We start from the raw sequence: 11,858 nt of genomic DNA on the forward strand, positions 1-11,858 counted from the left end.
CTCTTCCAGTTTCCCGTACCGCTCAATCAGCGCTTCATCAGGATTTCCCTCTTCCAGCAGTTTTGCATATTCAGCAATCTTATCTTTATAGTAAAGGACATCCTTCCATGCATGTTCCATCTCTTCGCGGATCGTATGGCTGTCATAGTCAAAATCCTGGCGGAGATAGCCGATGATGGCTCCATCGCTTGCTTTGACTGACCCCTTGTCATACTCTTCCGTTCCCATGATGCATTTTAAAAGGGTGGTCTTTCCTGCCCCGTTAGCGCCGACAAGTCCGATTCTTTCTCCTGATTTTACATCAAATGTTACATTTTCAAATACCGTATTTATTCCGAATGCTTTTGATAATCCGTTAATTTTTAAAGTTGCCATTTCCCTGCCTCTGATGAAAAATCAAGAAATATGAGCGGATCTGTCCCCAGAAGCCGCCCATTTCGAATCAATAATGTTACTCAAGAATTTCAGCCCGGATCATAATAACGATTTCCGATTCGTCGATCGACTTTCCTCGGCTCTGGAAAAGTTTTCCCAGAATCGGGATATCTCCCAAAATCGGCACCTTCCTGAAGGTACGCGACTCCTCCTTGTCAATGAGTCCGCCGATCGTAATCATGTCGCCTGACTTCAGCCTGACCATCGTATTGGCTGAGCGCGTAATGATCCTGTATGCCCTCATTTCAGGAACAAGGTAAGGTGTTGAAACTTCTGCGTTCACGTCAGCGGTTATTTCGTTTTTCCGGCTGATCAGCGGAGTATAAGTCAATTTGATGCCTGCATCCTTATATTCAGTCGCTGTCGTCTGAACGCCGTTTTCCAAATGCTCGACAATGACAGGAATCTTGCTTCCGATCAATATTTCTGCCTTCCTGCCATTCATCGTGACGACATTCGGTTTGGCAAGGACCTTTGCCTTTCCTTCAGAAATCAGCGCATTCAGCTTTGCCTGGAAGAAAAATGTATAGGGATGCCCTGAGAGGGATTTCCCGTATGAGATTCCTGCATAGCCTTCCGGTGTGCTTACATCCCATCCGTCATGCTCTACATTGCGGATTCTTGGGTTGCCATCACTATCATAAAGGACATTGCCTGAAGAATCTGTGACATAATGCTGCTCTGTCCAGCTCGTCCTGTCATAAGAAGCGCTTCCCGTCAGACTCTTGAAGTCCCAGTCGATGCCAAGCTCTTTGGCGTACGTCTTATTGACGGCTACGACTTCCGCTTCTACCTTGACCTGCTTTTCAGGAACATCGAGCTCACGGATCAAACTTTCGGCCTGCATCAGCTCAAAAGGAGTCCCTTTCACGATCACCGTATTGGCAGATTTATTATATGTCACGTGATCGCCTGCCACTGCCTTCATACCTTCAGCTACTTCCCTGGCATCAGCATAGGATAACCGGAACGGGCGCATCATGACGCCTGCATTCTTTTCCATCTTGCTGTTGAAGACAATGAGGGTGCTTCCTTCTGTCCTCCCGGCAAGGCCGCAGGAGGCAAGAATAGAGGAAATCGCTTCTTCCGGCGTTACCTTGTCAAGATCGGCTGTAACAGTTTCTGTAATCGTTCCGGAAAATACGATATTCTTTCCTGTCATTTCCGCAAGGGATCGCAAAATTTCAGTACACGGTGCCTTATTGACATGAAGGGAAAGCGTCTTTTCAGAGGCTGCCGCCTTATCCATCCCGCTGTCAGCACTTGAAGGAAGCGGCAGAGAAAGCAGGACCAGACAGCAAAAAGCAGCGCTCATCGTTTTCACTAGCGAGCGCTTACTTCCAACGTTCCAGAGGCGCTTGAGAAGCTTACCGTCTTTTCTCGAATGGAGGAAACCGTCCATATTCCAATCTGTTCTCCTTCTTTGAGTGTCTTAACGACTCCGCCAAGTTCAGCAATTGCCCGTTTTTCTTCGCCAAAATAGATGATTCCCTTTAATTCCGGCAAAAGCGGAGTTTGTTTAATTGATTCAGAATCAGTCTTCACTGAAGGTGCTGTATTCCCCAAAGGCGCTGCATGAGTCTTTCCTGCTGCCGATGCTGCCTCTGCAGCGACCGCCTCAATTCCGGCCACATGGAAGGGATCCTTCATCGGTCCTTCACGCCGGTGAAGCGCGGCATCATAGACTTTGCGGCTTCCGCCGTCCATTCTTCCCTCGGAGAATCCATCAGAGGCCTCTCCACTGGCGGAAGAAACCTCGATATTCTTGTCCTTTTCAGGAAGCAGGCCTGCTGCGGTCCCTCCGCCCCAGTATCCCCAGACAGAAAGAATACCCGCAATACCTGCAAAAAGAATTGCCCATTTATTTTTTACAGCCATAGCAATACCCTGTATTACTGCAAGAAACTCCTTAAATACTGATGAAGTATTTTCTTATACGCTTCAACACCCGGCTGATCAAACGCATTGATTTGAAGCAGGGAGCCTTCATAAGCAATTGTCAAAAAGAAGAAATACATGAGAGCGCCCAGATGATAAGGCGTCATCCGGCTGACAGAAATACGGCAGCTCATACGCTGCTCGGATGCCAGCGCTTCTGCATTGGACTTCATCGCTGCTGTCAGCATCCGGCTCATCTGTACAAAACCTTCACTTTCCCCTTCCATGCAGTATGCTTTTGTATCCAGAGAAGGGCTGTCAACAGAAATGAACTGGAAAAGCTTGTTCTTCTTTCCCTGCTGATGTTCCTGCGTCAGTGAATGCATATCCGTCGTTCCAACGGCCGCGACAGGTGTCCTTCCTGCATGCACGATCTGCCCGTCGTTGTTGTACTTCTTGCCAAGAGATTCGCCAAGAAGCTGCGCATACCACCAGCCCAGGGAGCGGAGTGCATCTCCATATGGCATGATCACTTCGGAAACAAGCCCGTACTCGCTGGTTCCGATATATTTTAAAGATGCCAGAAGCAGCGCCGGATTCTCATCCCATTTCTCTGACTGGCAGAATTCTTCGACAGTCCTTGCGCCGCGAAGGAATTCTTCGGTATCAAGCCCGATCAGACTTCCAAAAACAAGACCGACCGGAGAGAATATACTGAACCTTCCGCCGATGCCCTCAGGAACCGTAAACGTATCCCAGTTGTTTTCCAAAGCAAGGCGGTGAAGTTCTCCCTTTTCTGCATCAGTCACTGCAATGACAGATACATCACAGAAACCGGAAAGTTCTTTCATCAGCACATGAAAGGCTGTTGTCGGTTCAATCGTCGTCCCTGACTTGGAAATCACAAGAAGCGTCACTTTATAATTATCTTTTTCCCCGCTTCTTCTCTTCAGTTCTTCCGTCAGTTTCAAAAGGCTGACCGGATCTACATTCTGCCCGGCAAAGAATACGGCTGGAAACCCATGCCTTTCTTCCTTGCTCTTCATGTTCCAGTAAGGGCCGCAGAAAAGATCAAACAGCACCTGGTTGCCCAGGTAGGAACCACCAATCCCGATGGATACGACAGCGTCCATCTCTTTCGCCTTTTCGGAAAGAGTTTTGATCCGCTGTTTTTCGTCATCGCCGATCAGCAGATTTTCTTCGTATAAATAAGGGAGGTGCGGAAAGAAGACATGGCTTCCATCCGGCCCCTTTCCATTCCTGCGGATTTCGCTTACCTCTTTGGCAGCGCGATTGATCTGCTCTTCATGAGCTTTCAGGTCATCTTCCCTGACACTCCAGCTCTGGCCATACAAGTAATCAATATCAAGCGACAATGCGTCTTGAATTGTCAAACACATAGAAAATCCCCCAACCACTTATCAGAAAGACGATTTCCGGTCCAATCCCCCAATTGACCTGCCGAAAATGTCAGAATTTGAAGTCTTTTGGCATAATCATGAACTTTGTTTCTTTTTCAATGTCATCATAACGGATCCAGGCATAGAAGGAATGCATATCCCTGTAGTATGTCCAGTACCTGTGATTCAGGATGCCATTGACGGTATCAACAGACCAGGAAAGGCTGAACGCATCCATGCTTGTCGCCTGAATACGGAATCCTGCATCAACAGGCTTCTCGCTGCTGTAAAAATCGTAGTAATACGGAGTATATCCCTTCAGATCACGGTCTGTGTAACCGATCCAGCCGTCAAAAATCTTATAATGGCCGGAAAGTCCCATTGAGTAGTAGGAATTCCTGCGAATATTATTGCTGTAGCCGTAGTAATCCTTGGCATAGCCGGCTTTCCAGCCAAAGTTCATGAACTTTCCTAAGTGCCATGGATCGCCGGAAATATAAAGTTCATATCCTTTGTAGTTCCCGTCAACATCACGGCCATTGCGCTCTTCATCCCATTTTCCTATTTCGCCGCTGGCTCCTACATAGAACCTTGACTTGAACAGGTAGAAATGGTTTGTATCAAATTCAAGTGATGGTTTTTTCTTGACCCAGATGCCGCCGTCATCATTCGTCGTACTTTCCTCTTCCGCATAATGGAGGCGGAAGGTTCCGACAGGAACGCGGTACTTGATACCGATATCCGGCTTGTATCCGGATTTCGTATACCAGCGGTTTTCCATGTAAACAGTAGAATCAGGATCCTCATTGATCGGAATAACGAGCGAATTGTGAAGGCCCATGCCGTTGTCGCTGTCGAAAACAGGCCTTGGAATCAATGACCAGAGTCCGATTTCTCCCGAATTATCCTTAAGGGATCCGGTATAGCTGGACAAGGTAAGAAGGATGGTATTCTTCGCCATCAGCTTCACTTCATGAGCCGTATAATGATCGCCCGGATAGATATCAATGGAATCTGCTTCAATACGATAATCCGGCACTTTTGCAACGGCGTGGCGCGTGGTGAAGTACCCATTGTTGACGATCATCTTATTGGCATTTCTGTCATAGATGCCATCAGAGCCCTGGTAGTAATACGTCCCCTGCTGCCAGCCGGTAAGGCCTTCGAACTTGCCGATGCCCTTTTCAGCGTCATATTCGCCGCGCTGGGCCTTGAGGTTCGTCTGAGGATTCGTCCAGGTAAGTTCTCCCGGAATGACATACTTCTTCGTGATCATGTTTCCGTAGAGATACTCTGTCTGGTACGTATCCATCATGTGCCTGATATCGACTTTGCCGAGTGCATCGACATCACCGGTCGTATCGTTATAGCGCATATAGTCAGCCGTCACATACATCGGGTTCTCTTTTGAAATTCCCGTGTCCTGAACCGGCTTCCCGTCTTTCATTTTCATTTTTGTCTTGGGCTTTTCTTCTGCTTTTTTCGCAGTAGTATCCCTGATGATCGAGCTTCCGGAAGACGGAGGGTACAAAATCCCTTCATCCGCCAGAGCTATGGTGCCTGCGCGGTCTACCGGCGGCAGGTCTGTCATCATATTATCCTGAAGTTTGTCAGCTGCCGCTGCATCAGCCTGGCTGGATGCGGCATCTTCTGCATCCTCAGCTGCTGCAGGAACTGCCATTCCTGCAAGTATGGCTGCAAGCAGTAAAGCATAAGTTCGTTTATTAGTCATTTCTCACGATCACTACGGATGCGCTTGGTTCATCTTTTGCTGATGTTGCAGCTTTTTCCGCAGTTTCCTTTGTATTTGAATTTGTGTTCTGAACTGTTTCCTGCGCTGTTCTTTCTGTTTCCTTTACAGCTGATGTTTCTGCACTTGCAGCTGCTGCTGAAGTTTCAGCCGTTTTTGTGCTTTCCGTCTTCTCTCCGGCAACAGCTGTGCTCGAAACGTGCTTTCTTAATGTTTCAGACGGAGCTCCGTTTGTCAGAACAAGACCCTTGGTCGTAACCGTTTCCTGCGTCTGGATGTAAAGCTCTGTCCCAGCAGGAAGATCAACGTCTTTCCCTTTAACAAAGAAGCCTCCGACAAGCCCGATCGGTCCCAGTGCCAGTGCGCCTATGGCAGAAGCACCGACTGCAGCAGCTTCCATCTTAAGCTTGTCTTTTGCCTCAGGTCCGAGTACCGTTGGGATTTCCTCATCATCGATTGAAAATACCTGATCAAAGGAAATATCAAGAGATCCGCTCCTGCCAAAGCTCTTCGGTCTCGTTACCTTGGTGACCTGGCCGCTCCCCTGGGAACCTCTCGGAAGGACAAGAACATCACCGACCTTGACATCTTCCTGCACGGTAAATGTCACTGGGTCGCCTACTTTATTTACCTTGCTGTTGACATCATCATTCAGGGAAATCTTGAAAACAGTATTGGCCGGAAGATCCACATCTCTCATTTCCACATGCTGGTCGCCGTACACGGCTTTTTCAAGATCGGCTATTCTCTGATCGAGAGCTCCCTTGCGTTCCTGGCCATATACCTTTGTTTCAAGCTCGCCGACGCGCTTTTCAAGAGATCCCTTCTTGATTTCATCTGTCAGGTAATATTCCATTGCATTGATTCTGGTAGACATGGACGGAGCCGTATCTGTGCTTCCCTTGACGACGTCGGTATACAGGTTGGCAATTCTGTCATCAAGACCGCTTGCCGTTGTATTTCCATTGCCGTAAATGACATTATCTGCATTGTCCAGACGTCCGATCAGGGATCCTGTCTGCACACTTCCATAAATGACTTCATCAACGCGGTCAATTCTGTCTGATAAAGTGACCGGTTCTGCCGCCAATGCCGTGCCGGAAAGAATCAGTGCGATTCCTGCCGCCAGTACAGCTGTTTTTTTCATAAGTCAATTCCCCCGTTATACTCTGACATCAATGACAGCGGAAACGCCAACGCCCTGAACACGGCTGAACGAAGTAGGGTTCTTGCTGTCCATTGGAATGAGCCCCTTGATTCTGAACAGCTTGTCGTTCCAGCTGATTTCAAGCTGTCCTACTGCTTCTACCTTTGCAACCTGATCAGCATCGCCGATAACCTGGGCTGCACCGATATAGCCGCTGTTCCCGATACTTACGATCGGAACAACTTTCGTAGCATAATTCGTGCCTGCTCCTTCTTTCATCATGACGGAGTTGATGGCACTATTGATGGATTCACCATACTTGTCAACGAGGAAGCCGATACCGCCTACCTTGACGACACCGCCAAGAATGCTTCCGAGATTGAATGCGGATATATTTGTTACAGAACCTGCAAACAGCATTGCCGATGCAAGAGCGCATACTGCCAATCTTTTCATTCTCATAAGAAATTCCTCCTTTTTGAAAACTTTTCTGATAGCAATTTGATTCCAAACGCCATGCTGAATCATTCGCGCCACTGCTATAAATCAACAGAAAATCACCAGCATGAACTAATACTCCAGAATATATTACACTTAATAATTATTATAAATTAAAAGAGGGTTCTGTGCAAACAGAAACCCTCTTTTAATCCGGTTTATACGGTCATTTCCGCGTCTCAGCCTTCTTTTCTGAGAGCGGCTGCAGCTGCCTTTGCAGCTCTTGTTCCTGGCTGCGCCATGACTTTCGGCTTGCGCAGGCTGTTGTATGCCTGGATCATCATTGCGCATTCCACGCGCTTCTTCTGAATCTCGCAGGTGATCTGGTACGGCTTGTGAATATCTCCTGCATATGCTTCATTGTTGGCATGGCATCCGCCGGAGCAGAAGAACTTGGCCCAGCAGTCAACGCATTCCGGCTTGCTGAATACATGATTCATACGGAAATCATGCATCATCTTCATGTTCTTCAGGCCTTCATATACATTGCCGACCACATAGCCTTCACGGCCTACGAACTGGTGGCATGGGTAAATATCGCCATTCGGGACGACGGCCAGATATTCGTGGCCTGCTCCGCATCCTCTGAGTCTCTTCGGCAGGCACGGGCCTTTCCAGAGATCCATATTGAAGTGGAAGAAGAAGAAAGGTCTTCCTTCTTCTTCACGCTGGATGAAGAGCTGTGCGAGGCGGTCGTATTCTTCCTTGACTCTCGGAAGATCGGATTCCTTGATGGAATATTCAGCGCTGTCATCGCCTACAACCGGTTCCATGGAAACAGCTGGGAATCCATGATCGAGCATATCTTCCACGTCGGTTGTGAAATCAAGGTTATGTCTGGTGAAAGTGCCGCGTACATAGTATTCTTCGCCGTTTCTGTGAGCGATGCAGTACTGCAGATTCTTGACGATCTGGTCATAAGTGCCTTCATTATTGACGTCAGGTCTCATGCGGTCATGCATTTCTTTTCTTCCATCGAGGGAAAGAATCAGGCTGATATGATTATCGGTAAGGTACTTGGTCTTTTCTTCATCAAGCAGCATGCCGTTTGTTGTAAGAGACATCTTGATCTTCTTATGATGCTTCTTTTCCTGGTTATGGACATAGTCTACAGTCTGCTGTACGACATGCCAGTTCATCAGCGGTTCGCCGCCGAAGAAATCAAGTTCGCAGTGTTCTCTCGGACCGCTGTGGGCAATCAGGAAATCGACAGCTCTTCTGGCTACATCAAAGCTCATCAGCATGCGCCACTGGCCGTATCCACCCTGGCCGGCAAAGCAGTACTTGCAGCGGAGGTTGCAGTCATGAGCGATATTGATGCAGAGAGCCTTAATGATCGGACGGTCTTCAATCGCCATTTTATAATTCGGGTCCATCGGAGCAAAGAGAACTTCCTTCTTGATCAGCTCGTCAAGATCATCCATGACCTCATTGAGTTCACTTTCTTCATATTCGCTGCCCATATTGGCAAGAACCATCTGGCGGTTCGTTCCATTATAGTATTCCAGAACTTTATATGTCACATCATCGACAACATGAACAATGCCGCTGTTTACATCCATGACGATGTTCATATTATTCTGACGAAAACGATGAATCATGGGCTTTACATTATAATCCATGAAAAATTTCTCCTTTATCCTTTTTAGAAAACTCAAAGAACGGATTCCTCCGTCCTGATCAGGCATATCCTTCTATGGTACGGGAATTTAAAAACCCCCGGCGCTTGCCGGGGGCTTGGCCGTGCTCAAAAAGCTTACGCTCTCTTGGCTTCTACAGCCTCTTCCTGTTCCGTGCAGATCAGATTTCCGATAGTGCAGCTTGTCTTGCAAGCGGACTGGCAGGAAGTCTGGCATTCGCTGCATCCTTCAAATTTAATGGAGTTCTGCAGAGAAGACTGATTGATTGTAACGATATGTCTGGACATGACGTCACCTCCCTGAATGCTTTCTTGCATTAATCATACCATACTGGAGAGGGAAATGACAAGTTTCCATGTACATTTCCTTAGGTCGTATGGAAAATTTTACAAGGAACGTACAAAAATCTTATTTCGTTCGTCTCTGATATTTTCTTTCGATAAAAAGCAAATACTTTAGAAAATATGGAAAATACCATAAAAGGCAGCAGCCGGAATCAGCGCCAGTGCAGCAAGAGCGCCCAGGCAGCCGTCCTTTTTCCCATGAACGGAGAACCAGTCTTCAGCGATTTCGTTCATTTCCCTGAACTCTCTTTCAAGTCCCTGGATGATTCTCCAAAGCTCGCGGCAGTCCGCTTCCGTCATATGTTCATCGTCATCGGACTTATTCGACGCAGGAGTGGATTCTTCGTGGCGCTTTCGTTCGGCTTCCTGACGGGCTTTTTCTTCCGCTTCTTCCATCTGTCCCTTTATATGGGCCTTCCAGTCGCCTTCTTCCTCTTCCTGGACAGGCTGCTCGACGACCTCTTCCTCTTTTTCTTCAAAGACATCTGTATCTGTTTCGGCGCCTTCATCGACAGCTTTTAAAAGCTCCTTCTTGAGCTCGCCGAGGTCTTCTGTATATTTATGGACAGCTGCATCCCACAAAGCATAATCCAGTTTTTTTTTCATATCGTACATCGTTCCAGATGTAGCCTGCTGGAAAAGATACTGTGTATTGTCCATATCAGCAAAAATTTCTCCAACTCTGCCCTTGTTTTTGAATTTGGATTTGCCCACCTTCACGAAATACATGAAGGTTCCGATATGCGCCCTCAGATTTCCGATTGGACTTTCCTTTTCATGCTTATGATCGAAAAAACCCATGAATATTGTATCTCCTTATACTCTATGCCGGATAACCGCTTTCGGAATTCCGCCTTGATTATTGTTCTTTATTATAGATGATTTTTTACGCTATGGCAAAAGTTTCATCCAATTTATTAAAGCACGGCCTGATACCCTTCCTCGAGAAACGCAAGGCCGACGCCCATACCATTCATCAGCTGCTCCACATAAGGGAGATCGCGGAGGAAGAGGTCTTCCTGAGAACTACCCTTTGGTACCAGGATTTTTGCTTCGAGCACTGCACTGCCTTCGAGATGAAGATCTCTGACAAGCTTTCCTGTGTCCACAGATAAAATATGCGTAAAAGCTCTTAATACGCACCTGAGAAGCACATCAGATGGATCTGCCGTCTTCCAGCGCACGGATCAGATGGCAGCTTCCCTTGGGTGAATTCAGCTTCGTTTCAAGAAGAAGAGACGGACAGCCCACCTGCTGCACCCTTGTTCCCAGAAATACGATGCCTGAAGAAAGCACTTCCCCAAAAGGAGGAAGGACTTTCTGCCGCCTGATCATCTGCAGAGCATTGCTTTTTGATTCATACTCCATCCTGCTGCCTTCAAGAAGACGATACCGCCCCTGCGGCACAGTAAGCCAGATTTCCCTTCTTGCAAGAAGCCATTCAGAGAGAACCTTCACGCAGGGCTCTCCCGTATCAGCTGTAACGCCCCCATGATTGATATATTCCTTCTGGAAGAGTGACCATGGCTCATTGCTGTCCTTTTCGATCATTGAGAGGAGGCCGTCCTTTGTATACTGTCCTTCGATTGCAAGGGATGAGCTTATAGGAACTGCATAAATGCCATGATACAGGCGGAGAATGGATATACCAAGTTTTATGGCCAGCATGCGGCACTCCCTGGAAGTATCTCCAGCTCCTGCATGCAGCAGAATGACAGCCGAGATGCCTGCATCAGATGGAATTTCCGGAATGAGCTCATGCACGCCTTTTTTCCTTACCGCCAAAAGCATCGCATGCACATTAAGGATTCCGGCAAGCATCCCCTCTTTGCCCGGTGCTGGCATCATGTAAAAAAGTGATGCCATCTTCCCGTCATCATCTGCCGCTGCAAAAGCAAAGGTCTCCTTCCTCTCTTCCGGGAAGGAAATCGTGATTTCCCTCCCAATGACATGCTTATGATAGAAGTATCCCTGCCTGATGATCTGGTCCACATTCCTGTTTGCCCCGCCCGATGCGCTTTTGCTCTTAACTGTGGTGGTCCCTGGTAAGGCTAGAAGGCTGCCGTCTTTCAGGATTTCGCTATGCGCAAGAAGACAGGATGCTGTTATATCCTCCAATGAGCGTCCCGTATCCTTCGCAAGAAGGTCTTTTCTCATATATATGCTTTCAGGAGAAAAGACCCCGCCTGAAGGATCCTTCTCCACTTGCTCCAGCACTTGCTTTTCTGTATACTCTTCCATATGGATATCCTCCTTTTCCTATATTATCACAGCCATCCGGGCCTAAGGAAAAGACTTTGTAAAAAACTATTTTATTTTCTAGAAAATCCATTGACATACATAACTTCATCTGTTACAATAATCAACGTTGACGGGGCATAGCGCAGTTTGGTAGCGCACTTGGTTCGGGACCAAGGGGTCGCAGGTTCAAATCCTGCTGCTCCGACCATGCGGGTGTAGCTCAATGGTAGAGCGCCAGCCTTCCAAGCTGGTTACGAGGGTTCGATTCCCTTCACCCGCTCCACAACAAAAGCCGCTGAGTTTCAGCGGCTTTTTTATTTCCCTTTTTACTGTTTCAATTGAAACCTTTTACATATTGACAAATATGCACTTTATCTGTAAAATTATATTTGTTCAATTATTGATGCCGGTATAGCTCAGCTGGTAGAGCGGCGCATTCGTAATGCGTAGGTCGCAAGTTCAAATCTTGTTGCCGGCTCCATGAAACAAAGGGGCTGTGACAAAATGGTTAATTATTTTGCCACA

The 11,858-nt window shown here is 47.4% G+C and carries 12 protein-coding genes and 3 tRNA genes; 3 read left to right on the top strand and 12 right to left on the bottom strand.

Annotated features, from left to right (window positions below; all coding sequences use genetic code 11):
- From M3200_RS02585 to M3200_RS02640, 12 genes are all read right to left on the bottom strand, one after another.
- Positions 1 to 375, bottom strand: a 375-nt coding sequence (locus M3200_RS02585) for an ATP-binding cassette domain-containing protein (protein WP_288178093.1), incomplete at its 3' end; no start/stop codon positions are given.
- A 76-nt stretch (positions 376 to 451) separates the two neighbouring features.
- Entirely contained in the window at positions 452 to 1,684 is a 1,233-nt protein-coding gene (locus M3200_RS02590; protein WP_108850897.1) for a type II secretion system protein GspD, read from the bottom strand.
- A 74-nt stretch (positions 1,685 to 1,758) separates the two neighbouring features.
- Positions 1,759 to 2,313, bottom strand: a complete 555-nt coding sequence (locus tag M3200_RS02595) for a hypothetical protein (RefSeq protein WP_108849859.1) — start codon at positions 2,311 to 2,313, stop codon at positions 1,759 to 1,761.
- 14 nt (positions 2,314 to 2,327) lie between these two features.
- On the bottom strand, positions 2,328 to 3,713 hold the full coding sequence (locus M3200_RS02600) for a phosphoglucose isomerase-related protein (protein ID WP_022381983.1): 1,386 nt from the start codon (positions 3,711 to 3,713) through the stop codon (positions 2,328 to 2,330).
- 70 nt (positions 3,714 to 3,783) lie between these two features.
- Complete coding sequence (locus M3200_RS02605; protein ID WP_022381984.1) at positions 3,784 to 5,445, bottom strand: LPS-assembly protein LptD; 1,662 nt, start codon at positions 5,443 to 5,445, stop codon at positions 3,784 to 3,786.
- A complete protein-coding gene (locus tag M3200_RS02610; protein ID WP_022381985.1) occupies positions 5,438 to 6,610 on the bottom strand; it encodes a hypothetical protein in 1,173 nt (390 codons plus the stop codon). Before M3200_RS02610 ends, M3200_RS02605 begins: the two co-directional genes overlap by 8 nt.
- A gap of 15 nt (positions 6,611 to 6,625) precedes the next feature.
- Positions 6,626 to 7,072 (bottom strand): hypothetical protein, encoded by a 447-nt coding sequence (locus M3200_RS02615; protein WP_022381986.1) that lies wholly within the window; start codon positions 7,070 to 7,072, stop codon positions 6,626 to 6,628.
- Between the two features lie 215 nt (positions 7,073 to 7,287).
- Positions 7,288 to 8,730, bottom strand: coding sequence for a thioether cross-link-forming SCIFF peptide maturase (gene scfB, locus M3200_RS02620; RefSeq protein WP_022381987.1), 1,443 nt, complete (start codon positions 8,728 to 8,730; stop codon positions 7,288 to 7,290).
- Between the two features lie 134 nt (positions 8,731 to 8,864).
- Positions 8,865 to 9,035, bottom strand: a complete 171-nt coding sequence (gene scfA, locus M3200_RS02625) for a six-cysteine ranthipeptide SCIFF (protein WP_022381988.1) — start codon at positions 9,033 to 9,035, stop codon at positions 8,865 to 8,867.
- Between the two features lie 168 nt (positions 9,036 to 9,203).
- The gene (locus tag M3200_RS02630; protein ID WP_022381989.1) at positions 9,204 to 9,893 is read right to left on the bottom strand and encodes a hypothetical protein; all 690 of its coding nucleotides are present in this window, start codon (positions 9,891 to 9,893) and stop codon (positions 9,204 to 9,206) included.
- Between the two features lie 116 nt (positions 9,894 to 10,009).
- Positions 10,010 to 10,201 carry a hypothetical protein gene (locus tag M3200_RS02635; RefSeq protein WP_288178094.1) on the bottom strand — a complete coding sequence of 64 codons (192 nt, stop codon included), beginning with the start codon at positions 10,199 to 10,201 and terminating at the stop codon, positions 10,010 to 10,012.
- 46 nt (positions 10,202 to 10,247) lie between these two features.
- The gene (locus M3200_RS02640) at positions 10,248 to 11,333 is read right to left on the bottom strand and encodes a hypothetical protein (RefSeq protein ID WP_022381991.1); all 1,086 of its coding nucleotides are present in this window, start codon (positions 11,331 to 11,333) and stop codon (positions 10,248 to 10,250) included.
- Positions 11,334 to 11,464: 131 nt separating this feature from the next.
- On the opposite strand from M3200_RS02640, the gene M3200_RS02645 reads away from it, so the two are divergent.
- From M3200_RS02645 to M3200_RS02655, 3 genes are all read left to right on the top strand, one after another.
- Positions 11,465 to 11,541: transfer RNA gene (locus M3200_RS02645), tRNA-Pro, on the top strand.
- Position 11,542: 1 nt separating this feature from the next.
- Positions 11,543 to 11,616: transfer RNA gene (locus M3200_RS02650), tRNA-Gly, on the top strand.
- A 122-nt stretch (positions 11,617 to 11,738) separates the two neighbouring features.
- A tRNA-Thr gene (locus M3200_RS02655) sits at positions 11,739 to 11,814 on the top strand.
- Positions 11,815 to 11,858: the final 44 nt, after the last annotated feature.

The organism is Dialister sp. CAG:357 (genome assembly GCF_000435155.1).
Taxonomy (GTDB): domain Bacteria; phylum Bacillota; class Negativicutes; order Veillonellales; family Dialisteraceae; genus Dialister; species Dialister hominis.

What these genes read in the sequence shown, in the direction of transcription:
- scfA (WP_022381988.1), bottom strand. Translation starts at nt 9,035, where the DNA reads ATGTCCAGACATATCGTTACAATCAATCAGTCTTCTCTGCAGAACTCC.
- M3200_RS02600 (WP_022381983.1), bottom strand. Translation starts at nt 3,713, where the DNA reads ATGTGTTTGACAATTCAAGACGCATTGTCGCTTGATATTGATTACTTG.
- M3200_RS02605 (WP_022381984.1), bottom strand. Translation starts at nt 5,445, where the DNA reads ATGACTAATAAACGAACTTATGCTTTACTGCTTGCAGCCATACTTGCA.
- M3200_RS02640 (WP_022381991.1), bottom strand. Translation starts at nt 11,333, where the DNA reads ATGGAAGAGTATACAGAAAAGCAAGTGCTGGAGCAAGTGGAGAAGGAT.
- M3200_RS02630 (WP_022381989.1), bottom strand. Translation starts at nt 9,893, where the DNA reads ATGGGTTTTTTCGATCATAAGCATGAAAAGGAAAGTCCAATCGGAAAT.
- M3200_RS02590 (WP_108850897.1), bottom strand. Translation starts at nt 1,684, where the DNA reads ATGGATAAGGCGGCAGCCTCTGAAAAGACGCTTTCCCTTCATGTCAAT.
- M3200_RS02595 (WP_108849859.1), bottom strand. Translation starts at nt 2,313, where the DNA reads ATGGCTGTAAAAAATAAATGGGCAATTCTTTTTGCAGGTATTGCGGGT.
- M3200_RS02615 (WP_022381986.1), bottom strand. Translation starts at nt 7,072, where the DNA reads ATGAGAATGAAAAGATTGGCAGTATGCGCTCTTGCATCGGCAATGCTG.
- scfB (WP_022381987.1), bottom strand. Translation starts at nt 8,730, where the DNA reads ATGGATTATAATGTAAAGCCCATGATTCATCGTTTTCGTCAGAATAAT.
- M3200_RS02610 (WP_022381985.1), bottom strand. Translation starts at nt 6,610, where the DNA reads ATGAAAAAAACAGCTGTACTGGCGGCAGGAATCGCACTGATTCTTTCC.